This window comes from Micromonospora sp. NPDC048907 (genome assembly GCF_055586885.1).
In genome coordinates, this window is record NZ_JBVJHI010000002.1 from 439690 (window position 1) to 462526 (window position 22837).

15 protein-coding genes and 2 pseudogenes are annotated in these 22837 nt (G+C 75.6%); 7 read left to right on the forward strand and 10 right to left on the reverse strand.

The genetic code is table 11. The features are described from left to right. Positions 1 to 286 precede the first annotated feature (286 nt). From ACZ6PY_RS07165 to ACZ6PY_RS07180, 4 genes are read left to right on the forward strand one after another with little or no spacing between them, the layout of a single operon-like run. A complete protein-coding gene (locus ACZ6PY_RS07165) occupies positions 287 to 1534 on the forward strand; it encodes a MurT ligase domain-containing protein (protein ID WP_466070773.1) in 1248 nt (415 codons plus the stop codon). Further along, entirely contained in the window at positions 1524 to 2246 is a 723-nt protein-coding gene (locus tag ACZ6PY_RS07170) for a type 1 glutamine amidotransferase (protein ID WP_466070035.1), read from the forward strand. The genes ACZ6PY_RS07165 and ACZ6PY_RS07170 overlap by 11 nt, the downstream gene beginning before the upstream one ends. Next, positions 2243 to 2962, forward strand: a complete 720-nt coding sequence (locus ACZ6PY_RS07175) for a TVP38/TMEM64 family protein (protein WP_466070036.1) — start codon at positions 2243 to 2245, stop codon at positions 2960 to 2962. The genes ACZ6PY_RS07170 and ACZ6PY_RS07175 overlap by 4 nt, the downstream gene beginning before the upstream one ends. A gap of 1 nt (position 2963) precedes the next feature. Continuing rightward, positions 2964 to 3728: a phosphotransferase gene (locus tag ACZ6PY_RS07180; RefSeq protein WP_466070038.1), complete on the forward strand. Its 765-nt coding sequence runs from the start codon at positions 2964 to 2966 to the stop codon at positions 3726 to 3728. An 87-nt stretch (positions 3729 to 3815) separates the two neighbouring features. Here ACZ6PY_RS07180 and leuS read toward each other — a convergent pair whose 3' ends face one another. Then, on the reverse strand, positions 3816 to 6656 hold the full coding sequence (gene leuS / locus ACZ6PY_RS07185; RefSeq protein WP_466070040.1) for a leucine--tRNA ligase: 2841 nt from the start codon (positions 6654 to 6656) through the stop codon (positions 3816 to 3818). Positions 6657 to 7153: 497 nt separating this feature from the next. Between leuS and ACZ6PY_RS07190 the strand changes: the two genes are divergently transcribed. The 3 genes from ACZ6PY_RS07190 to ACZ6PY_RS07200 are packed head-to-tail and all read left to right on the forward strand — an operon-like array spanning position 7154 to position 11979. Further along, positions 7154 to 8203, forward strand: a complete 1050-nt coding sequence (locus tag ACZ6PY_RS07190) for an AAA family ATPase (RefSeq protein ID WP_466070042.1) — start codon at positions 7154 to 7156, stop codon at positions 8201 to 8203. A 1-nt stretch (position 8204) separates the two neighbouring features. Next, complete coding sequence (locus tag ACZ6PY_RS07195) at positions 8205 to 9503, forward strand: DUF58 domain-containing protein (RefSeq protein ID WP_466070044.1); 1299 nt, start codon at positions 8205 to 8207, stop codon at positions 9501 to 9503. 16 nt (positions 9504 to 9519) lie between these two features. Then, a complete protein-coding gene (locus ACZ6PY_RS07200) occupies positions 9520 to 11979 on the forward strand; it encodes a transglutaminase TgpA family protein (protein ID WP_466070046.1) in 2460 nt (819 codons plus the stop codon). Positions 11980 to 12153: 174 nt separating this feature from the next. Here the strand turns inward: ACZ6PY_RS07200 and ACZ6PY_RS07205 are convergent, their stop codons facing one another. The 9 genes and pseudogenes from ACZ6PY_RS07205 to ACZ6PY_RS07245 all read right to left on the reverse strand — a co-directional run bounded on the left by ACZ6PY_RS07205 (position 12154) and on the right by ACZ6PY_RS07245 (position 22811). Further along, positions 12154 to 12549 carry a DUF3040 domain-containing protein gene (locus ACZ6PY_RS07205; protein ID WP_091268111.1) on the reverse strand — a complete coding sequence of 132 codons (396 nt, stop codon included), beginning with the start codon at positions 12547 to 12549 and terminating at the stop codon, positions 12154 to 12156. Positions 12550 to 12664: 115 nt separating this feature from the next. Continuing rightward, complete coding sequence (locus ACZ6PY_RS07210; RefSeq protein WP_466070048.1) at positions 12665 to 13924, reverse strand: DNA polymerase IV; 1260 nt, start codon at positions 13922 to 13924, stop codon at positions 12665 to 12667. Between the two features lie 57 nt (positions 13925 to 13981). Further along, positions 13982 to 15145, reverse strand: coding sequence for an alkaline phosphatase family protein (locus ACZ6PY_RS07215; RefSeq protein WP_466070049.1), 1164 nt, complete (start codon positions 15143 to 15145; stop codon positions 13982 to 13984). Next, a complete protein-coding gene (locus ACZ6PY_RS07220; RefSeq protein WP_466070051.1) occupies positions 15142 to 15891 on the reverse strand; it encodes a methyltransferase domain-containing protein in 750 nt (249 codons plus the stop codon). The genes ACZ6PY_RS07215 and ACZ6PY_RS07220 overlap by 4 nt, the downstream gene beginning before the upstream one ends. A gap of 14 nt (positions 15892 to 15905) precedes the next feature. After that, on the reverse strand, positions 15906 to 16085 hold the full coding sequence (locus ACZ6PY_RS07225) for a hypothetical protein (protein ID WP_091268414.1): 180 nt from the start codon (positions 16083 to 16085) through the stop codon (positions 15906 to 15908). Between the two features lie 97 nt (positions 16086 to 16182). Further along, positions 16183 to 19572 carry an error-prone DNA polymerase gene (locus ACZ6PY_RS07230; RefSeq protein WP_466070053.1) on the reverse strand — a complete coding sequence of 1130 codons (3390 nt, stop codon included), beginning with the start codon at positions 19570 to 19572 and terminating at the stop codon, positions 16183 to 16185. Positions 19573 to 20136: 564 nt separating this feature from the next. Beyond that, a pseudogene (locus ACZ6PY_RS07235) lies at positions 20137 to 20496 on the reverse strand (DNA polymerase Y family protein); the annotation flags it as partial. 302 nt (positions 20497 to 20798) lie between these two features. Beyond that, positions 20799 to 22041 (reverse strand): annotated as a pseudogene (locus ACZ6PY_RS07240) (DNA polymerase Y family protein); the annotation flags it as partial. Then, a complete protein-coding gene (locus tag ACZ6PY_RS07245) occupies positions 22038 to 22811 on the reverse strand; it encodes a hypothetical protein (RefSeq protein WP_466070775.1) in 774 nt (257 codons plus the stop codon). The gene ACZ6PY_RS07245 and the pseudogene ACZ6PY_RS07240, both read right to left, overlap by 4 nt. Between the last annotated feature and the right edge of the window lie 26 nt (positions 22812 to 22837).

Genomic DNA, 22837 nt, shown 5'->3' on the forward strand with positions numbered 1-22837 from the left:
GGCCTCACCATCGCGCCCCACTCTACTCCACTTCCCTCCACCCGCAACCAGAAACGCCCGCGTGGCGCGCCGTTTGCGCGCGCAAAACAGCACGTCAACGGGGGTGGGGCGGAGTGGAGGGCCCCGGCGCGCCCCGCGGGCGGTCCGCTTCCCGACATTGATCGACTCCGTCCGGCGGAGCGCGCGGTGGCCGTCCGCCGGAGCGCCCCGGCCGAACGGATCGCCGTCGGCGGCGATCTGGGGGGCCCGGTGGTCCGGTAACCTCGCTCGGGTGACGGACGCGAAGATGCCCCTGCGGGCAAAGGTGGCCAGCTCCGTGTCGCGGACCGCCGCGGCGCTGTCGCGGGCCGCGGGTCGTGGCGACGGCTCGGTCATCGGCGGGTGGATCGGCCTCAAGATCGACCCGGACCTGCTCGCCCACCTCTCGGCCGGGCGGGCCATCGCCCTGGTGTCCGGCACCAACGGCAAGACCACCACCACCCGGCTCACCACCGCCGCCGTCGGCGTGCTCGGCCGGGTCGCCACCAACTCCTTCGGCGCCAACATGCCCACCGGGCACACCTCGGCGCTCGCCAAGGCCGGCAGCACCCCCTACGCGGTGCTGGAGGTGGACGAGCACTACCTCGCCCAGGTGCTGGAGGCCACCGAGCCGCACGTGGTGGCGCTGCTCAACCTCTCCCGCGACCAGCTGGACCGGGCCAAGGAGGTCGCCATGATGGCGCAGCTCTGGCGCGCCGCGCTGGTCCGGCACACCGACGTGCGGGTGGTCGCCAACGCCGACGACCCGATGGTGGTGTGGGCCGCCACCCCGCCGGCCGACCCGGCCCAGGGCCACGTCCCGCCGCACGTCACCTGGTTCAGCGCCGGCCAGCGCTGGCACGACGACTCCTGGGTCTGCCCGGAGTGCGGCTCCACCATCCAGCGCTCCGGCGAGCAGTGGTGGTGCACCGGCTGCCCGCTGCGCCGCCCCCAGCCGCAGTGGACGGTCGAAGACGACGGGGTGCTCGACCCCACCGGCGCCTGGCACAAGGTGCAGCTGCAGCTTCCCGGCAAGGTCAACCTCGGCAACGCGGCCACCGCCCTGGCCGTCGCCGCCGAGTTCGGGGTACGCCCCGTGGACGCGGTCTCCCGGCTCGGCTCGGTCACCTCGGTGGCCGGCCGCTACGCCCAGGTCGACCGGGACGGGCGCAACATCCGGCTGCTGCTGGCCAAGAACCCGGCCAGCTGGCTGGAGGCGTTCGACATGGCCGACGTCGCGCCGACACTGCTCTCCATCAACGCGCGCGACCCCGACGGGATGGACACCTCCTGGCTGTTCGACGTCGACTTCTCCCCGCTGGCCGGCCGGCAGGTGCTGATCACCGGCGACCGGGCGTACGACCTGGCGGTCCGGCTTGACGTCAACGGCGTGCCGTTCCAGCACGTCCGGACCTTCGACGACGCGGTCCGGGCCGTGCCGCCGGGCCGGCTGGAGGTCATCGCCAACTACACCGCCTTCCAGGACATCCGAGCGGAGCTGGACCGTGTCAACTGAGAGCCTGCGCATCGTCTGGATCTATCCCGACCTGCTGTCCACCTACGGCGACCGGGGCAACGCGCTGATCCTGGCCCGCCGGGCCCAGCAGCGCGGCATGCCGGTCGAGGTGCTGGAGGTCCGCTCCGACCAGCGGCTGCCCGCCACCGCCGACATCTACCTGCTCGGCGGCGGCGAGGACGGCCCGCAGGCGCTGGGGGCGCAGCGGCTGATCGCCGACGGCGGCCTGCACCGGGCGGTGGCCCAGGGTTCGGTCGTGTTCGGCGTCTGCGCCGGCTACCAGCTGCTGGGCACCTCCTTCTTCGCCAAGGGCACCCGGTGCACCGGGCTGGAGCTGCTCGACATCTCCTCCGACCGGGGTCAGACCCGGGCGGTCGGCGAGCTGGCCGGCGAGGTCGACCCGCGGCTGGGCATCCCGTACCTGACCGGGTTCGAGAACCACGGCGGACGCACCCACCTCGGGCCCGGCGTGTCGCCGCTGGCCCGGGTGACCGCCGGGGTCGGCAACGACGGCACCACCGAGGGGGCCTGGCGCGGCAAGCTGCTCGGCACCTACTCGCACGGCCCGGCGCTGGCCCGCAACCCCGCCCTGGCCGACCTGCTGCTGCGCTGGGCGACCGGCGTCCACCAGCTCCCCCCGCTCGACGACACCTGGGCCGACCGGCTCCGGTCCGAGCGCCGCGCCGCGGTGGCCGCCGCCGCGAGGGCATGACGCGCACCGCCCGTCCGTGGCGGCGACGACCGACGGTCCGCGGGCTCGTCGGGTTGCTCCGGCAGCCGTCGGCGCGCCGGTTCGCGCTGCTGCTCCTGCTGCTCGCCGGGTGCGGGATCACGCTGCTGCTGGTCCCCCACCCGGACCCGGGCGACCTGCCCAGGCTCGCCCACTCGCTCGGCGCGTTCGCGCCGGTCGCCGCCGTGGTCGGCGGCGCGCTGCTGCTCGTGGCGCTGGTCCCGCGTACCTTCGTCACGCTGGCCGCCGGGGCGATCTTCGGCCCGGTGCAGGGCGCCGCGTACGCCCTCGGCGCGGCGCTGCTCGCGGCGGCCCTCGGCTTCGCGGTCGGCCGCCTGCTGGGACGGCAGTTCGTCGCCGAGCGGGTCCGCGGCCGGCTGGCCCGGCTGGACGGCTGGTTCGCCCGGCAGAGCGTGTTCGGCGTGATGACCGTCCGGCTGCTGCCGATCGCGGGGTTCGGGCTGGTCAGCTACGGCTACGGCACCACCGGGGCGCGGGTGCTGCCGTTCCTGGCCGGCAGCGTGATCGCCGCCGCCCCCACCGCCATCGGCTACGCGGCCATCGGCGCGGCGGTCAGCTCCCCCGACTCGATCAACTGGTACGCCGCCGCCCCGGCCAGCCTCGGCCTCATCGCCAGCGTGCTCATCATCCACCGCTGGTGGCGCGCGGAGCGGCACCGCCGCCTGGGCCCGAGCTGAGGTGGCCGCCGCGGAGGAGCGGCTGCCCGGCGGCTTCGTCACCGAGGTGATCCGGATCGGCGACACCGTACGCCGCTCTCCCCCGGCGCGGGCCGGGTTCGTGACCGCCCTGCTGCGGCACCTGGCCACGACCGTGCCCGGCCTGGCGCCGCGCCACCTCGGGGTGGACGAGCAGGGCCGACAGGTGCTCACCCACCTCGCCGGGCGGGTGCCCTGGCGCGACCGGGAGGATCCCACCTTCTTCGCCGACCCGGCCCTGACCCGGCTGGCCGAGCTGATCCGGGCGCTGCACGACGCCTGCGCCGGAACCCCGCTGGCCGGCGACGCGGAGACGGTCTGCCACCGGGACCTGTCGCCGAAGAACACCGTCTACCGGGACACGCCGGCCGGGCCGCTGCCGGTGGCCTTCCTGGACTGGGACCTGGCCGGGCCGGGCCGACGGATCGAGGACGTGGCCTTCGCCGGCTGGCACTGGGCCGCGCTGGGCGGCGACGCGGACCCGGCCGAGCTGGCCCGGCGCGGCCGGCTGCTGTGCGACGCCTACGAGGCGGCGGCCCCCGGGGTGTCCCTGCCCCGCGGCGAGCTGGTCGCCGTCATGCTCGACCAGCTCGACGGCACCTGGCGGGGCATCGACGCCGGCGCCGACCGGGACGAGCCGGGCATGCGCCGGCTGCGCGCCGCCGGCGCGGTCGATGCGGTACGGGGCTGGCACGAGTGGCTGGGCCGGCACCGCCCGGCGGTCGAGGCCGCCCTCGGCACCCGGTGACCGCTCGCTGGGTCCTCGGGGGCGGCGACCGGTCACAGGCACCGGAGGCGCGCCCGAGCAGGGACGCGCCTCCGACGATCGAAACGGTCAGGCGACGACCGAGACCATCCGGCCCTTCACCACGATGACCTTGCGCGGCTCCTTACCGGCCAGCGGGCCGGCGACCGCCTCCAGGGCGGCCGCGCGGACCACGTCCTCGGACGCGTCGGCGGCCACCTCGACCCGGCCCCGGACCTTGCCGTTGACCTGCACCGGGTAGGTCACCGTCTCGGCGACCAGCAGCGCCGGGTCCGCGGTCGGGAAGTCCGCGTACGCCAGCGAGGTGTCGTGGCCCAGCCGCCGCCACAGCTCCTCGGCGATGTGCGGGGCGAACGGTGCCACCATCAGCACCAGCGGCTCGGCCACCTCGCGCGGGGTCTCGGCCAGCCGGGTCAGCCCGTTGGTCAGCTCGATCAGCTTGGCGATCGCGGTGTTGAACCGGATCGCCTCCATGTCGCCGCGGACCCCGTCGACGACCTTGTGCAGCAGCCGCCGGGTGGCCTCGTCGGCCGGCGCGTCGGTGACCCGCAGCGCGCCGGTCTGCTCGTCGACCACCGCCCGCCAGACCCGCTGCAGGAACCGGTACGAGCCGACCACCGCCCGGGTCTCCCACGGGCGGGACACCTCCAGCGGACCCATCGACATCTCGTAGACCCGGAAGGTGTCCGCGCCGTACGCCGCGCACATCTCGTCCGGGGTGACCACGTTCTTCAGGGACTTGCCCATCTTGCCGTACTCGCGCCTGACCTCCGTCTCGCCGTGGAAGTACCGGCCGTCGACCTCGACGACCTCCTCGGCCGGCACGTAGGCGCCGCGCGGGTCGGTGAACGCGTACGCCTGGATGTAGCCCTGGTTGAACAGCCGGCGGAACGGCTCGAAGGACGAGACGTGGCCCAGGTCGTACAGCACCTTGTGCCAGAAGCGGGCGTACAGCAGGTGCAGCACGGCGTGCTCGGCGCCGCCAACGTACAGGTCGGTGCCCCCGCAGTCGCCCGCACCGCGCGGCCCCATCCAGTACGCCTCGTTCTCCGGCTCGGCGAAGCGCCGCGAGTCGGTCGGGTCCAGGTAGCGCAGCTCGTACCAGCAGGAGCCGGCCCACTGCGGCATCACGTTGGTCTCCCGGGTGTAGCGCTTCGGCCCGTCACCCAGGTCCAGTTCCACCTCCACCCAGTCGCGCCGCCGGGACAGCGGGGTCTCCGGGTTGCTGTCGGCGTCCTCCGGGTCGAACGTCTTCGGCGAGAAGTCGTCCACCTCGGGCAGCTCGACCGGCAGCATCGACTCGGGCAGCGCGATCGGCGCCCCGGTCTCGTCGTAGACGATCGGGAACGGCTCGCCCCAGTAGCGCTGCCGGGAGAACAGCCAGTCCCGCAGCCGCCAGGTCACCGCGCCGGCGCCGTGCCCGTTGGCCTCCAGCCACTCGATGATCCGCGCCTTGGCGTCGGCCACCCCCAGGCCGTTCAGGTCCAGGCCCCGCTCGGGGGCGGCGCTGTTGATCGCCGGGCCCTCGCCGGTCCACGCCTTGCCGTCGAAACCCTCCGCCGGCTGCACGGTGCGCACGATCGGCAGGTCGAAGACCTCGGCGAACTCCCAGTCCCGCTCGTCCTGCGCGGGCACCGCCATGATCGCGCCGGTGCCGTAGCCGGCCAGCACGTAGTCGGCGATGAAGATCGGGATCTGCCCGCCGGTGACCGGGTTGGTCGCCCAGGCACCCACGAAGACACCGGTCTTCTCCTTGGTCTCCGCCTGCCGCTCCACGTCCGTCTTGGCCGCGGCGGCCTTCCGGTACGCCTCGACGGCGGCCCGCGGGCTGGCGTGCCCGCCGGTCCAGGCGTCCCGGGTCCCCTCCGGCCAGGCGGCCGGCACCAGCACGTCGACCAGCTCGTGCTCGGGAGCCAGCACCATGTAGGTGGCGCCGAAGACGGTGTCCGGCCGGGTCGTGAACACCCGGACCGGGCCGCGCTCGGTCGGGAAGTCGATGTGCGCGCCGGTCGACCGGCCGATCCAGTTGCGCTGCTGCAGCTTGATCGGCTCGGGCCAGTCCAGCTTGTCCAGGTCCTCCAGCAGCCGGTCCCCGTACGCGGTGATCCGCATCATCCACTGCTTCAGGTTCCGCTTGAAGACCGGGAAGTTGCCCCGCTCGGAGCGGCCGTCGGCGGTGACCTCCTCGTTGGCCAGCACGGTGCCCAGGCCCGGGCACCAGTTCACCGGCGCCTCGGAGACGTACGCCAGCCGGTGGTCGTCGACGATCTTCCGCCGCTCACCCACGGTCAGCTCGGCCCACGGCCGGCCGTCGGGGGTGGGACGGGTGCCGCCCTCGAACTCGGCGATCAGCTCGGCGACCGGGCGGGCCCTGCGCGCGTCCGCGTCGTACCACGAGTTGAAGACCTGCAGGAAGATCCACTGGGTCCAGCGGTAGAAGTCGGTGTCGATGGTCGCCACGGACCGCCGCTCGTCGTGGCCCAGGCCCAGCCGGCGCAGCTGCTCCCTGTACCGCTCGATGTTGGCCTCGGTGGTCGTGCGGGGGTGGGTGCCGGTCTGCACCGCGTACTGCTCGGCGGGCAGGCCGAACGCGTCGAAGCCCATGGCGTGCAGCACGTTGCGCCCGGCCATCCGCTGGTAGCGGGCGTAGCAGTCGGTGCCGATGTAGCCCAGCGGGTGGCCGACGTGCAGGCCGGCGCCCGAGGGGTAGGGGAACATGTCCAGCACGTACAGCTTCTCGGCGCCCGCGCGCGGGTGGGTCGGGTCGGCCAGCGGACCGGCCGGGTTCGGCGCGTGGAAGGTGCCCTCCCGCTCCCAGGTGTCCTGCCAGCGGTGCTCGATCTCCGCGGCCAGGGCGGCGGTGTACCGGAACGGGGGAATGTCGGTCGCCGGTGCGGCTGCCTCACTCATGGCGTGTCTCCTCGGCGCGGGTCATGTCGGATGTGGGAGGTCTGCTGCGGGCACAAAAAAGCCCCTCGCGCAGGAGGGGCCGCCGTGCTGTCGCGCGCTCAGCGCATCAGCACGGCTCGGTAAGAAGCAGGAAGACTCCGGCCATGACCCGCAGTGTACCCCGTCGGCGGGTCGCGCCTCGCGCCCGTTGCCCGCCGCGTGGGACGGCGTGGCCCGTCGGGGTCCCCCGGCGGGTACGGCCGGTGCCGGGCGACCCACCCGGTGAACAGGAACCGGGACGGGGCTACCCGGGTGCGAGCCGGCCACACGTCCCCCGGTCCGGCGAATATTCCGGGCGTAACCGGCCGACCGCCTGCGGGGGTCGGCGACAACGAGAAACATGGTTAGCCTGAGAGACCAGTGAGATTTCTGCGGCAGAAGAGGCTCGGCGTCGCGAACCCAACGGCGGGTCCAGGTGCTCTATTCAGAGCTGCCGTCCGGCGACGAGGAGGAGGCCCGTGACACAACAGACCTGGGACGAGGTGGGCGGTCTGCTGCCGCACGACGAGTTCCGCGCCGCCAGCGAGGCCATCGTGGCCAACATCGAGCAGGTCATCGAGGGCAAGACGGCAACCGTCCGGCTCGCGCTGGCGGTGCTGCTCGCCGAGGGCCACCTCCTGATCGAGGACGTGCCGGGCGTCGGCAAGACCAAGCTGGCCAAGGCGCTGGCCCGGTCGATCGACTGCTCGGTGCGCCGGATCCAGTTCACCCCCGACCTGCTGCCCAGCGACGTCACCGGCGTCAGCGTCTACAACCAGGAGACGCACGACTTCGAGTTCCGCCCGGGCGCCGTCTTCGCCAACCTGGTCGTCGGCGACGAGATCAACCGGGCCTCGCCGAAGACCCAGTCGGCGCTGCTGGAGTGCATGGAGGAGCGGCAGGTCACCGTCGACGGCGTGACCTACCAGCTGCAGACCCCGTTCATGGTGGTCGCGACGCAGAACCCGATCGAGATGGAGGGGACCTACCCGCTGCCGGAGGCGCAGCGCGACCGGTTCACCGCCCGGATCGCGATGGGCTACCCGGACGCGGGCGCCGAGCTGGCCATGCTCGACGGTCACGGCGGCAACGACCCGCTGCACGAGCTGCGGCCGGTCTCCGACGCGGCGACCGTCCGCCGGCTGATCGGCCACGTCCGGCAGGTGCACGTCGCCGACGCCGTCAAGCAGTACGCCATCGACCTGGTCACCGCCACCCGCGAGGCGCCCGACCTGCGGCTCGGCGCGTCCCCGCGGGCCACCCTCCAGCTGCTGCGCACCGCCCGCGCGGTCGCCGCCCTGGAGGGCCGCGACTACGTCCTGCCCGACGACCTCCAGGCCCTCGCGGTGCCGGTGCTGGCGCACCGGATCATCCCGACCGCCGACGCGCAGCTGGCCCGGCGCACCACCGACGCGATCGTCGCCGAGCTGGTGCACCGCCTCCCGCTCCCGCACGACCGCAAGCGCTCCCCCTACGACACCCGGCCCGGCACCACGGGTCGCGGGCCGTACGAGCCGCGGAGGCCGTGAGGTGCGCGACGGCCTGCGAGGGCTGACCACCCGCGGCCGATCCTTCCTGGCGGCCGCGGTGGCCGCCGCGATCTCCGCCGCCATCCTGGGCGAGAAGGACCTGCTCCGGGTGGCCGTCCTGCTCGCCATCCTGCCGCTGCTCGCAGCGGCCTACGTCGGGCGCAGCCGCTACAAGCTCGCCTGCAACCGGTCCCTGGAGCCGCACCGGGTGCCGGTCGGGGCCAACTCGCGGGTGGTGCTGCGGCTGCAGAACCTGTCCCGGCTGCCCACCGGCACCCTGCTGCTGGAGGACCGGCTGCCCTACGCGCTCGGCAGCCGCCCCCGGGTGGTGCTGGAGCGCCTCGGCGCCCACCAGGCCAGCTCGGTGGCCTACACGGTCCGGGCCGACGTGCGCGGCCGCTACGAGGTCGGGCCGCTGGTGATCCGGCTGACCGACCCGTTCGGGCTCTGCGAGCTGAGCCGGGCCTTCCCCAGCACCGACCACCTCACCGTGATCCCGCAGGTCACCCCGCTGCCACCGGTCCGCCTCCCCGGCGAGTACGCGGGCAGCGGCGACAGCCGGGCCCGCTCGGTGGCCGTGCACGGCGAGGACGACGCGGCCACCCGGGAATACCGGATGGGCGACGACCTGCGCCGCGTGCACTGGAAGTCGACGGCCCGCACCGGCGAGCTGATGGTGCGCCGGGAGGAGCAGCCCTGGGAGAGCCGGGCCACCGTGGTGCTGGACACCCGCGCCGCCGGGCACCGGGGCGAGGGACCCACCGCGAGCTTCGAGTGGGCGGTCTCGACGGCCGCCAGCATCGCGGTGCACCTGCGCCAGGCCGGCTACAAGCTGCGGCTGGTCACCGGTTCCGGCGCGGACGTGGACGCCACCGAGGCCGGCGGCGAGGGCCTGCTCCTCGACCACCTCGCCGAGGTGCACCTGGACAAGCGCGGCGAGCTGACCTCGCTGGTGCAGCAGGTCCGGCAGCGGTCCGACGGCGGTCTGATCATCGCGCTGCTCGGCACGCTGAGCACCGCCGAGGCCGAGCTGCTGGCCGGGCTGCGCGGCAACGGCGCCACCTGTGTGGCGTTCCTGCTCGACAGCAACACGTGGTTGAACCTGCCGCCGAAGGCCCGGGCCGAGGCGGAGCACGCGCACGGCGCCGCCGCGCTCGCCCTGCTGCAGAGCGGCTGGCGGGTCATCGGCGTGGAGCACGGCAACCGGCTGCCGATGCTCTGGCCGCAGGCGGGCCGCGGGTCGCAGGGCTTCGCCCTGCGGGCGGCCCTCGCCGAGACGGTGGCCGGAGGCGTGCGATGACCGGAAGGGTGGACCCGTGACCGCGCACCGCAACCTCGGCTTCGTCGCCGCGGCGGCGACCGTGCTGGCGGCGGCCCCGCTGTCGGCGATCTTCGAGCGCTGGACCTGGCTCATCCAGGCCACCATCGTGGTCGCCGTGGTGGCCGGCTCGGCCGCGCTGAGCCGGCTGGCCCGGGCGCCGCTGTGGGGCCAGGTGCTGGCCATGCTGACCGGTCTCACACTCGGCCTGACCTGGGTCTTCCCGGGCGGCACCGAGTTCTTCGCGTTCGTGCCCACCCCGGCCACCTTCGCCCACTTCGGCGAGCTGCTGAGCGCCTCGCTGTCGGACATGCGCACCTACGGCGTGCAGGTGCCGGACGTGGACTCGCTGCTCTTCCTCGCCGTGCTCGGCATCGGCGCGGTGGCCGTGGTGGTCGACGTGCTCACCGTGGGGCTGCGCCGGCCGGCGCTGGCCGGGCTGCCCATGCTGGCCATCTACTCGGTGCCCGTGGCGGTCTACGTGGACAGCGTCCCCGCCACCCCGTTCGTGGTGGGCGCCTGCGGCTACCTGTGGCTGCTGGTCACCGACAACGTCGACCGGGTGCGCCGGTTCGGCCGCCGGTTCACCGGCGAGGGGCGCGACGTCGACGTCTGGGAGGCGTCGCCGCTGGCCGCGGCGGGCCGCCGGCTGGCCGTGGTCGGGGTCGTCCTGGCGGTGGCCCTGCCGCTGGCCGTGCCCGGGATGACCGGCGGGCTCATGAGCGCGGTCGGCAACGGCACCGGCACCGGCAACGGGCGTCCGGGCCAGGGCGGCAGCCCCGGCCGGATCGACCTCTTCGCCGCGCTCAGCGGCCAGCTCAACCAGAGCGAGGTGACCGAGCTGGTCAAGGTGACCACCAACGAACCGGCCCCGTTCTACCTGCGCTTCGGGGTGGCCGACGAGCTGCGGCCGGACGGCTTCCGGGTGCGGGTGCCCTCCGGGAAGCCGGCCAACCGGAACCTCTCCGACCCGCGCGGCGGCCGGGGCGTGCAGCAGCAGCGCTACCGGGCCAGCGTGGAGGTGACCAAGAACCTCAACATGCCGCTGCTGCCCGTGTACGCCGAGCCGGTGAAGACCGAGGACCTGAGCGGCAACTGGCTCTACGACGCGAATCTCCAGATCATCTTTTCCAACCGGGAGAACTCCCGGGGCAAGCGCTACTCGTTCGACTACGTCCGCTCGACGTTCAGCCCGGCGGCGCTGCGCGCGGCGCCGTCCCTGCCGGCCGACGACCCGGTGCTGGCGCAGCAGACCGTCACGCCGTCCGTCCGTGCGGTCGACCGGCTCGTCGACCAGCTGGTCAAGGGCCGCACGAACGACTACGACAAGGTCCGGGCGATCTACGACTACTTCTCGGTGGAGAACGGGTTCACCTACTCGCTGTCGACCCGCAGCGGCACCAGCGGGGAGGACATCACCGACTTCCTCGCCACCAAGGTGGGCTTCTGCCAGCAGTACGCCGCGGCGATGGCCTGGCTGGTCCGGTCGGCCGGCATCCCGGCCCGGGTGGCGTTCGGCTTCAGCAACGGCAGCAACTCCGGCGACGGCACGTACGTGCTGACCAACAAGAACCTGCACGCGTGGACCGAGGTCTTCCTCGGCGGGAACTGGGTGCCCTTCGACGCCACCCCGGCGGCGAGCGTCCAGGGGTCGGTCCGCTCGGCCTGGGCCCCGGACACCGACGCCCCCGAGGACGTCACGCCGGCGCCGGGCAGCACCACCGCGCCCGGGGGCGTCGACCCGTCGGCCGGCGCGGACGACCCGGATCGCCTCGACAAGGACGCCGACCAGGGCCTGGCCGTCGGCGACGGCGGGCCGACCCGGCAGAGCCCGGTGTGGCCGTGGTGGGTGGCCGGGGCGCTCGCCCTGCTGGTGCTGCTCGCGGTGCCGGCCCTGCGCCGCTCCGCGCTGCGCCGGCGGCGGCGCGCCCGGGCGGTCGTGCCCGCGGCCACCACCCTGGCCGCCGTGCCCGGGCAGCGGGGCGAGGCGCGCGAGATCGTGGTCGGCGTGGACGCCGACCGGGCCCGCGCGGACGCGCACGCCGCCTGGGACGAGCTGCTGGACACGCTTGTCGACTTCCACGTCCGGGTGGACCTCACGGAGACCCCCCGGACGACCGCCGAGCGGCTGGTTCGGGAGACGCTCGTCGAGGACGCCGCCGCGGTGACCGGGGTCCGGCTGCTGGGCCGGGCCGAGGAGCGGGCCCGCTACGCCCGCGACCCGCTGACCGGCGAGAGGCTGCAGCCGGCCCTGCGGTCGGTTCGCGGCGCCCTCGCCGGGCAGGCGGACCGGCGTACCCGGCTGCTGGCGGCCCTGCTGCCGCCGTCGGTGCTGCTGCGCTGGCGGACCGCCCTGACCGAACGCTCGACCCGACTGGTCACCACGACCGGGCAGGTGCGACAGCGGATGCTGCGCTGGGACCCGCGTCGTTTCCTGGCGGGCCGGCCGGCCCGCTGACCCGGTTCCGCCCGCCGGCGCTCCCCCGCCGGCGGGCCGGACCGGGTCCCCACCGCACGGGCACCGGCGCGTGGGTCAACGAGGAGGATCGGGGCGCGCGGAAGCGACAACGCTCGCCGGGCGTGCCGGCGATCCGCTGTCGCGAGGACCCGCCCGGTCAGGGGCGGGGCGTGCTCAGCGGTGGCCCTCCGGGCGCTGCCGCCAGCGGTCCTCCATCCGGTCGAGGAAGGAGCCCCGGCGGCCGCTGCGACCACGGGGGCGACGACGGCTCGTCGTGCCGCCGACCACGTGCAGGTCGGGCGACTGGGATCGGCGGTGCGACTGCACCGCGTAGCCCAACGAGGCCAGCATGACGACAAAGCCCGCCACGGCCAGCGGGGGCGTCTTGATCACGGCACCGTAGATCAACAGGGCCAGACCAGCGATGACCACGCCGGCAGCGACGAGCACGCGACGCCGCGCGTGGAAACGCGGGTCGCTGGCGCGCACGGCCGAGGCGAATTTGGGGTCCTCGGCAAGCGACCGCTCGATCTGCTCGAACAGCCGCTGCTCGTGCTCCGAGAGCGGCACGGCACTCCTCCCCGGTCACGTTGGTCGACCCGGGCGGGCCGACAGACCGTGGCAGCCAACCGGCTGCTTACCCGCAAGTCTACGAGGGGGCTCGCGCGTCGGAAAGCGGGACGACCTACGGCCGGGTCGGTTTTTCGACTCGCCGGGGATCACGCTTCCCGAGAAGACTCGCCGGACCTATGACGGACCGCCCGAATCGGGCGGCCGCGGCGTCGGCCGCCGCCTCCGCCTCCCGCCAGCCACGCTCGGGCGCACCCAGGGTGAGCTGCTGCGGCGTCTCCTCCGCGGCGGCCAGACCCTCCATCCGGACGCCGACGAGGCGGACCGGCTCGCCGGGGGCCAGGGCCGTCCACAGCGCCCAGGCAGTGTCGAACATCTCCCGGGCGGTGTCGGTGGGCACACCGAGCGTGCGGGAGCGGCTGACCGTGCGGAAGTCCGCCAGCCGCACCTTGAGCGACACGGTGCGCCCGACCTGGCCCGCCGCGCGCAGCCGGGCGCCGGCCTTCTCGGCGAGGGCCAGCAGCGCGCGCCGGATCTCCGCCGGGTCGGTGACGTCGGTGTCGAAGGTGACCTCCGCGCCGATCGACTTCTCCACGTGCTCCGGGGAGACCCGGCGCGGGTCGCGCCCCCAGGCCAGCTCGTGCAGGTGGCCGGCGGACGCCTCGCCCACCGCGCGGCGGAGCAGGCCCGGCGGCGCCTCGGCCAGGTCGCGCACGGTGCGCAGGCCGAGCCGGTGCAGCGCCTCGGCGGACCGCTCCCCCACCCCCCACAGCGCGGCCACCGGCAGCGGGTGCAGGAACTCCAGCACCCGGGCGGCGGGCACCACGAGCAGGCCGTCCGGCTTGGCCCGGGTGGAGCCGAGCTTCGCCACGAACTTGCTCGACGCCACACCGACCGAGCAGGTCAGCTCCTGCTCCTCGGACACCCGGCGCCGGATCAGCCGGGCGATCTCGGTGGGGGTGCCGAAGAGCCGCCGGGCGCCGGCCACGTCGAGGAACGCCTCGTCCAGCGAGAGCGGCTCGACCAGCGGGGTGACGTCGCGGAAGATCCGCATGACCGCCCGGGACGCGGCCGAGTAGGCGGCGAAGTCGGGCGGCAGGTAGACCGCCTGCGGGCAGAGCGCCCGGGCCCGCGCGGTGGGCATGGCGCTGCGGACGCCGAAGCGGCGGGCCTCGTAGCTGGCCGAGCTGACCACCCCGCGCGGCCCGATGCCGCCCACCACGACGGGGCGGCCGCGCAGCTCGGGGCGGCGGCGCACCTCGACCGAGGCGAAGAACGCGTCCATGTCGACGTGCAGGATCGGGCAGCCGGTGTCGTCGGCGTCCGGCCCGAAGCGCGGATCACCGCCCCGGGGCAACGACTGGCTGCGGCCCATCCCCGCAGGCTAGCCGCCCGGTCCGACAGTCCCGCCGGCCGATCGGCCCCCGTCGGGTCAGCCGCGGACCACGAGCAGCGGGATGGTCATCTCGGCCGCGGTGTCCGCGCCGTGGTACGCGACCAGCCGGGACTCGATCGGCTTCTCCGAGCGGGTGGCGACCACCGCGTACGTGCCGCGGCAGACCACCACCACGTCGCCGATCCGGCCCAGGTGCGCCTCCGGCACCGGGCCGAACCAGCCGGTGGCCACCGCCTCCGCCCGGGTGAGCACCCGGGCGGCGCCGTCCAGCACCGCCGACCAGGCGGCCACCACGTCGGCCGTGGCGCCCGGCTCGACGTGCAGGTAGCGGACCCGGGGCTCGCCGGCCACCACCCGGACGCCGGCCCGCAGCCGGGGGTCGGTGTCCAGGTCGATCCGGTGCTCGTCGGGCACGTCGAGCTGCCCGTGGTCGGCGGTGACCAGCAGCGCGGCGTCCGGCGGCAGCCCGTCGACCAGCCGGGCGAGCAGCCGGTCCACCTCGGCGGCGGCCAGCCGCCACGGCGCGGAGTCCACGCCGCTGAGGTGCCCGTGCCGGTCCAGGTCGGGGTGGTAGCCGGAGACCAGGGTCGGCCCGGAACCGGCCGACAGCGCGGCGAGCATCCGCTCGGCCACCGCGTCGGCGCCGGCCGCGCCCCGGTAGTCGCCGCCCCGGTTCGCGGCCAGGGTGAGGCCGCTGCCGCCGTACTCGGGGCGGCTCACCACGGTGACCGCCACCCCGGCCGCGCGGGCCCGCTCGTACCAGGTGGCGACGGGCTGCCAGCGCAGCGGCTCCGGGTCGCCGGCCCACTCGATGTGGCTGAGCACCCGGTCGGTGCCGGGCACCCGCACCTTGAAGCCGAGCACCCCGTGCGCGCCGGACGGGGTGCCGGTGCCGAGGCTGACCAGGCTCGTCGGGGTGGTCGAGGGGAAGCCGGCGGTGAGCGGGACGCCGACCGTGGCGGCCAGCCCGGCGAGCGTCAGCGCGTACGGGGCGGCGGTGGGGATCTGGTACCAGCCGAGCCCGTCGACCAGCAGCACGGCGATCCGGCGCACCCCGGCCAGCCGGGGCGCCAGGCCGAGCAGGTCGGCGGCGCCGGGCACACCGAGCAGCGCGAGCGCGCTGGGCAGCACGTCGGCCAGGCTGCCGCCGCCGTAGCGGGGCGCGACCCGGTCGAGCGGATCCACCGCCGGGCCGGTCATGCCGGGCGGCGGGCGAACAGGTGCAGCTGGGCGGCGAGGTCGCGGTACGGCGGTCGGGCCGCCAGGGCCCGTTCCAGCTCGACCAGCGCCGCGGGCTGGCCGTCCGCCACGGCGGCCGGGAGGAGGTCGGCGAACACGCGTACGCCGTGGATCTCCTCGACGGTGAGGCCGGCGGCGGCGAGCAGCGCGGTGGCCTCGTCGGCGTCGTAGCGGCGGCGCAGGGTGTCCCGGGGGCCGGCGGTGCCGGCCGGGTCGGCGGCGAGCGCGGCTGCCACGTCCAGGTGGCCGTTCATGGCCCGGGCCAGCACGGCGGCGGCCCGGCCGGCGACCAGCACGCTGGCCGCGCCACCGGGGCGCAGGGCGGCGGCCAGCGCGGCCACCACCGGGGCGGGGTCGTCCACGACCTCCAGCACCGAGTGGCAGAGCACCAGGTCGGCGGTGGCCGGCTCGACCAGCCCGGCGAGCGCGTCGCCGTCGCCCTGCACGGCGCGTACCCGCTCGGCGACCCCGGCCTCGGCGGCCCGGCGGGTCAGCGCGGCGAGCGCGTCGGGGCTGGCGTCGACGACGGTGACCTGGTGGCCGGCCTCGGCGAGCGGGACGGCGAAGCCGCCGGTCCCGCCGCCGACGTCGAGGACGGTGAGCCGCTCGCCGGCCCGCCGGTCCAGCTCGGCCCGGAGCACCGCCCAGATGACGGCGGTGCGGGGGGTCAGGGTTCGGGTCCGGTCCACGCCGCCGAGCCTAGTCACCCCCGGGCCCCGGGTCAGGACTCGCCACCTCCGGCGGGGTCCTCCTCGGCGCGGGACCGCTGGGCGTTGGCCACCGGCCCGTCGGTCACCTGGTATTCCCGCGGCTCCACCTCGTGGGTGGGCGCCCAGCCGGCGCCGAGCCGGGTCCGCCGGGCGTTCGCCACGCCACCGGGGTACGTGCTGTGAAAGGTCATCGGTTTCATCCCCCATACCCGGGTGGGCCACTCTGCCCACCCGTGCCGGGAGTCTCCCGCCTCGCGGGCCCGGAAACCGTAATGTGGATCACTCCACTCACCGGAAATCCCGGGACGCCGGCGTGACGGGCGGCTCGATCGCGTCCAGCCGGTCCGCGGTGAGGCTGGTGACACCCTCGTGCCGCTGCAACCGGCCCCGCACCACCAGCGCGCCGCTGGTGCGGGCGACTCGACGGTAGCGCTGCCAGAGCCCCGGGGAGCAAGTGACATTGAGCATGCCGGTCTCGTCCTCCAGGTTGAGGAACGTGACCCCGCCGGCGGTCGCCGGTCGCTGCCGGTGGGTGACGATCCCGCCGACCCGGATCCGCTGCCCGGGCTCCACCCGGCCCAGCCGGGCGATCGGCACCGCGCCGAGGGCGTCCAGCCGGTCCCGGATGAACCGGGCCGGGTGGCTCTCCGGGGACAGGCCGGTGGCCCAGACGTCGGCGACCAGGCGGTCCACCGCCTCCATCCCGGGCAGGGTGGGCGGGGCCGTGCCGGTCACCGTGCCGGGCAGCCGGCCCGGCCGGTCCTGCGCCGCCGCGCCGGCGGCCCAGAGGGCCTGCCGCCGGGTCAGCCCGAAACAGGCGAAGGCGTCCGCGGTGGCCAGCGCCTCCAGGTGCGCCGCCGTCAGGCCGACCCGGCGTGCCAGGTCCGGCATGTCCCGGTACGGCCCGTGGGCCGTCCGCTCCGCCTCGATCCGCTCGGCCACGTCGTCGCCGAGGGTACGCACGCCCGACAGCCCCAGCCGGACCGCCGGGCCGCCCAGCCCCCAGGCGTGCGGCGGCTCGCCCGGCTGGCTCCCCCACCGGGTCTCCGGGGTGGACTCCAGGACCGCCTTGGCGCCGCTGGCGTTGATGTCCGGCCGGCGGACCTCGACGCCGTGCCGGCGGGCGTCGTCGACCAGGGTCTGCGGCGAGTAGAAGCCCATCGGCTGGGCGTTGAGCAGCGCGGCCAGGAACGGGCCCGGGTGGTAGCGCTTCAGCCAGGAGCTGGCGTACACCAGGTAGGCGAAGCTCATGGCGTGGCTCTCCGGGAAGCCGTAGCTGGCGAACGCGGTGAGCTTGCGGTAGACGTCGTCGGCCAGCTCGCCGGTGATGCCCCGCTCGGCCATCCCGGCGTAGAGCCGGTCGGCGATCTGCGCCATCCGCTCCACCGAGCGCTTCGCCCCCATGGCCCGGCGCAGCTGGTCGGCCCCGGCCGCGTCGAAGCCGGCCAGGTCGATGGCGAGCTGCATGAGCTGCTCCTGGAACAGCGGGACGCCGAGGGTCTTCTCCAGCGCGTTGCGCATCAGCGGGTGCGCGAAGGTCACCGGCTCCTGGCCGTTCTTGCGCCGGATGAACGGGTGCACCGACCCGCCCTGGATCGGGCCCGGCCGGATCAGCGCCACCTCCACCACCAGGTCGTAGAACTCGCGGGGCTTGAGCCGGGGCAGGGTGGCCATCTGGGCGCGGCTCTCCACCTGGAACACCCCGACCGAGTCGGCCCGGCAGAGCATGTCGTAGACCTCGGGGTCGTCCAGGGTCATGTCGCCCAGGTCCAGGCTCATCCCGATCAGGTCGTAGCCGTAGTGCAGCGCGGAGAGCATGCCGAGGCCGAGCAGGTCGAACTTGACCAGGCCGACGGCGGCGCAGTCGTCCTTGTCCCACTGGAGCACGCTGCGGCCGGGCATCCGGCCCCACTCGACCGGGCATACCTCGATCACCGGCCGGTCGCAGATCACCATGCCGCCGGAGTGGATGCCCAGGTGCCGGGGGAACGTCTGCAGCTCGTTGGCGTACGCCACCACCTGCTCGGGGATGTCCTCCACGTCGACCGCCGCGACCGAGCCCCAGCGGTCGATCTGCTTGCTCCAGGCGTCCTGCTGCCCGGGCGAGAAACCGAACGCCTTGGCCACGTCCCGCACCGCCGACCTCGGCCGGTAGGAGATGACGTTGGCGACCTGGGCGGTGTGCTCCCGGCCGTACCGGGCGTAGACGTGCTGGATCACCTCCTCCCGGCGGTCGGACTCGATGTCCACGTCGATGTCGGGCGGGCCGTCCCGCTCGGGGGCGAGGAACCGCTCGAAGAGCAGCCGGTGCCGCACCGCGTCCACGTTGGTGATCCGCAGGGCGTAGCAGACCGCCGAGTTGGCCGCCGAGCCCCGGCCCTGGCAGTAGATGTCCTGCTCGCGGCAGAACGCGACGATGTCGTAGACCACCAGGAAGTAGCCGGGGAAGCCGAGGTCGTCGATCATCCGCAGCTCGTGCTCCAGCTGCGCGTACGCCTCCGGGTGCGCCTCGGGCGGGCCGTAGCGCTCCCGGGCGCCGGCCATGGTGAGGTGGCGCAGCCAGCTCATCTCGGTGTGCCCTGGCGGCACCGGGTACGCCGGCAGCTGCGGCGCGACCAGTTGCAGGTCGAAGGCGAGTTCCGCGCCGAACTCGGCGGCCCGGGCCACCGCACCCGGGTACGCGGCGAACCGCGCCGCCATCTCCGCGCCGCTGCGCAGGTGGGCGGTGGCGGCGGCGGGCAGCCAGCCGTCGATCTCGTCGAGGCTGCGCCGGGCCCGCACCGCCGCCACGGTGGTGGCCAGCCGGCGCCGCCCCGGGGTGGCGTAGTGCACGTTGTTGGTGGCCACCGTGGGCAGCCCCGCCGCGGCGGCCAGCTCGGCCAGCGCGTCGTTGCGGTCGGCGTCGAGCGGGTGGCCGTGGTCGGTCAGCTCCACCGCCACCGTCTCGGCGCCGAAGAGCGCGGTGAGCCGGTCCAGCTCCCGGGCCGCCGCGTCGACGCCCTCGGCGAGCAGCGCACCGGGCACGTGCCCCTTGCGGCAGCCGGTGAGCACCAGCACGTGGTCGCGCAGCTCGGCGGCGACCTCCTCCAGCTCGCCGTAGACCGGCCGGCCCTTCTCGCCGCCGCGGAGCTGGGCCCGGGCGATGGTGGCGGCGAGCCGGGCGTACCCCTCGTGGCCGTGGGCCAGCGCCAGCAGGTGCGCGCCGTGCGGGTCCGGCTCGCCGTTCTGCGGGCCGGGCAGCCCGAGGGAGAGCTCCGCGCCGAAGACCGTGGGCAGGTGCAGCGCGCGGGCCGCCTCGGCAAAACGCACCACGCCGTAGAAGCCGTCGTGGTCGGTGACGGCGAGCGCGGTGAGCCCCAGCCGGGCGGCCTCCTCGGCCAGTTCCTCGGGGTGGCTGGCGCCGTCGAGGAAGCTGAAGTTGGAGTGCGCGTGCAGCTCCGCGTAGGGCACCGCGTCGTCGGGGCGGGGCAGTTCGGGCGGCGCGTACTCCTGCCGCTTGCGGCTCCACGCCGGGGAGTCGCCGCCGTCGGCGTCGACCGCGAGCGGGTCCACCACGTGCAGGTGTCGCTCGCCCCGGGGCCGCCCCTTGCCGGACCACCCGTCGGACCGCCCGTCGGGCCGCCCGGAGAGCACCTGCTCCAGCTCCGACCAGGGCATCTTCGGGTTGTGGAAGCTCACCGGCCGGCTCCCGAGCGGTCCCGCGTCGACATCGTGACCGGTTGCGGCCTCGGCAGGGGCCGGATTCCTCCGGGATCTGGTGCCGCGGGACCTGGTGCCGCGGGACCTCGTGCCGCGGGATCTGGTGCCGCGGGATCTGGTTCTCTCCCCGCCGGGCAGCAGGTGACTGTTGGTTGACTACGAACTTGATGACGCAGATGAATCACGGAAGCAGGAGCAGGAGCGGGAGCCAATGGCGATCCGTTCACGTCATCAAGTTCGTAGCCTCCGACGGGTAGGAGCCGGCTCGGCACGTCGGCGCGCCACACGGCCGGAGCGCGCCACACGACCGGAGCACGCCGCACAGCCGGAGCACGCCACACAGCCAACACAGCCGGAGCACGCCATACGGCCGGGGCGCGCCGCACGGCCGGAGCACGCCACACGGCCGGAGCACGCCACACGGCCGGAGCGCGCCGCACGGCCGGGGCGCGGCCCGCGACCAAGGCACGCAGCACGGCCGAGGCACGCAGCACGGCCGAGGCACGGCCCGCGACCAAGGCACGCGCAGTCGAGGCACGGCGCTCAGTCATAGATCGCCTCCACCAGCCACTGGCCGCCCTCGACCGCGAGCAGCAGGGCAGCCCCGTCGGCCAGGCAGACCTGGAACCGGGCCCGGCGGCGGGCCTCGGCCGGCGCCCACCAGCGCTCGTCCACCGGCCACGGGCCGGCCCAGCCGGTGATCTCGGCAGGCCGGCCGGTGCCGACGGTCAGCCGGGCGGGCGCGGCGCTGACCGCCAGCCGGGCGCTGACCACCACGGGCTCGCCGTCGGCGTCGTGCACGGCGGCGAGCAGCGGGGTGGGCAGGACAACGGCCGGCGCGGGCGGCGGTATCCGCCCCGGCCACGGCGGCACCGGCGCCGCCCCACCGCTGCGGGCCGGGCGGCCCCCCGAGCGCCCCACCGCACCGGCCCGGTCCGGCCGCGCCACCGCACCCGTCCGGTCCGACCGCGCCATCACACCGGCCCGGGGCCGCCCGGTCGGCACCGCCGGCGCGACGGCCGGGACAGGCGCCGCAGCCGGCGCGGGTCCCGCAGCCGACCCAAGTCCCGCAGCCGACCCAGGCCCCGCAGCCGACCCAAGCCCCGCAGCCGGCGCAGGCCCGGCAGCCGGCGCAGGCCCCGCACTCGGCACAGGGCCGGCACTCGGCACAGGCCCCGCGGCCGGGGAGGGCTCGGCGGCCGGCAGGGGTGGCGGGCCGGGGCGGGCGGGCAGGCGCTCGTCGCCCCACGGGACCAGGCGCACCTGGTCGGCCGGGGAGCGCCCGCCGCCGAGCACGGCGGTGACCACCGCCTCGGGGCCGAGGATGCCCTGCACCCGGCTCAACGCGCGGTGCGCCCGCTCCCGCTCCTCGCCCGTCTCCCCCCACAGGCCGGGTTGCAGGCCGGCCTGCGCGAGAACCCCGGCCGGCACCAGCCGCAGCCGGATGATCCCGGCGGTGGGGCGGGCCGGGCGGGCGCCGCCCCGGCCGTTGCTGCCGGAGAGCCAGCCGTCGAGCTGCCAGCGGACCCGGTCGGCGATGGCCGCGGCGGTGAGCAGGCCGTCGTGCCGCCAGACCCGGTGCAGCTCCTGGCCGTGCGCGGTGACCGCCTCGATGCCGAGCCGGGTGCAGGCCAGCCCGTGCGCGGCCAGCCGCTCGTGCAGTTGTTCGGCCAGCGTCCGGGCGGCGAACGCCGCGGCGTCGACCCGGTCGATCGGCTCGTCGTGGTCGGCGGTGACGGTCAGGTCGGCGGGGGGCTGCCGGACCGCGAGCGGCCGGTGGTCCCGACCGGCGGCGAGCCGGTGGGCCAGCGCCCCGTCGAAGCCGAACCGGGCCAGCACGTCCCCGGCGGGCAGCGCGGCGAAGTCGCCGAGGGTGCGGACGCCCAGCCGACGCAGCAGGTCGGTCAGGGCGGGCCGGCCGAGCGCCTCGACGGGCAGGCCGGCCAGGAACTCCGGGGTCCCGCCGGGAGGCACGATCCGCCCGTCCCGGGCGGCCAGCCCGGCGGCGAAGACCCCGTCGGCGATGCCGACCTGGCTCTCCACCGCGCAGGTCTGGGCGACGTGCTCGACGATCCGTTCGGCCGCCGCCTCCTCGCCGCCCAGGTAGCGGCTGGGCCCCCGGGCGGCCAGCGCGCAGGCCCCGGGACGGATCACCTCGACCCCGGCGACGACCTCCTCGACGGCGGCCACCACCGGCTCGAACGCCCGGGCGTCCCGGGCGGGATCGTGGTCGACGACGGTGAGCTGGGGGCAGCGCCCCTGCGCCTCCCGCCGGCGCAGCCCGCGGCGGACGCCCTCGGCGCGGGCCCGCTCGGAGCAGGCCACCACCCGGTTGGCGTGCAGCACGGCGACCGGGTCGGTGGCGGGCACCCCGTCGACGATCTCGGCGGCGAGGACCGGCCAGTCCGGGCACCAGAGCAGCAGGGTCCGCGCCGGCGCACCGCTCATGCCGACCCGACCACGGTGAGCGGCCGGACGGCGGCAGCGGCGGCCGGGGCCACCACGCGGAACCGCCGGGGCGCGGCGGCGCGGACCGGGCCGCCGCCGGTCGACCGGGGGATCACCCGGGTCAGCTCGTCGCCGGGCAGCCAGACCTTGATCTCCTTGGGGCGGGCGGCCGCGCCCCGGCCGCGGGCCGAGACGGTCACCTCCCGGCGGCGCAGCCGGCCCCGGCCCGGCCCGAGCCCCTCCCAGACCCCGCGGACCACCTGGAGCGTCACGTCCGCGCCGTCCCACCGGCCGTACGGGACGAGGACGCTGCCGCGCTGCCGGGCCCGGGCGGCCAGCCGGTTGGCGACCGAGGAGGAGACCGTGGTCGGCACGGCGGTGACCACCACGTCGACCCCGTCGATGAGCGCGGCGACGACGGTGGGCCACTCCGGCCCGGGGTTCGGCACCAGGGCGAGCCGGTCCAGGGCGATGCCCGCCTCGGCCGCCGCGCCCGCCCCGAAGGTGGGCACGCCGACCACGGCGCACCACGAGCCGGCCCGGGACGCCTCGGCGAGCAGGGCGAGGATCAGGGAGGTGGCGCCGCTGCGTCGGGGCTGGCCGGTGCCGACCGCGATGGTGCTGCCGCGCCGCAGCCCGCGGTTGGGCAGCAGCCCGGTCAGCTCGGGACGGACGGGGAGCACCCGGTGGCCACCCGCCGGGTCGGGCGCGCTGGCCGGGCGTACCAGCTCGGCCAGGGCGGCGGAACCGACCACCATGCGGCCCGCCATCGGACCTACCCCCCGTCATCTGTTCA

Bases quoted from the DNA above. Each gene is read 5' to 3' on its own strand.
- ACZ6PY_RS07175 (WP_466070036.1), top strand. From the start codon at position 2,243: ATGACGCGCACCGCCCGTCCGTGGCGGCGACGACCGACGGTCCGCGGG.
- leuS (WP_466070040.1), bottom strand. From the start codon at position 6,656: ATGAGTGAGGCAGCCGCACCGGCGACCGACATTCCCCCGTTCCGGTAC.
- ACZ6PY_RS07215 (WP_466070049.1), bottom strand. From the start codon at position 15,145: ATGACCGGCCCGGCGGTGGATCCGCTCGACCGGGTCGCGCCCCGCTAC.
- ACZ6PY_RS07245 (WP_466070775.1), bottom strand. From the start codon at position 22,811: ATGGCGGGCCGCATGGTGGTCGGTTCCGCCGCCCTGGCCGAGCTGGTA.
- ACZ6PY_RS07165 (WP_466070773.1), top strand. From the start codon at position 287: ATGCCCCTGCGGGCAAAGGTGGCCAGCTCCGTGTCGCGGACCGCCGCG.
- ACZ6PY_RS07225 (WP_091268414.1), bottom strand. From the start codon at position 16,085: ATGACCTTTCACAGCACGTACCCCGGTGGCGTGGCGAACGCCCGGCGG.
- ACZ6PY_RS07210 (WP_466070048.1), bottom strand. From the start codon at position 13,924: ATGGGCCGCAGCCAGTCGTTGCCCCGGGGCGGTGATCCGCGCTTCGGG.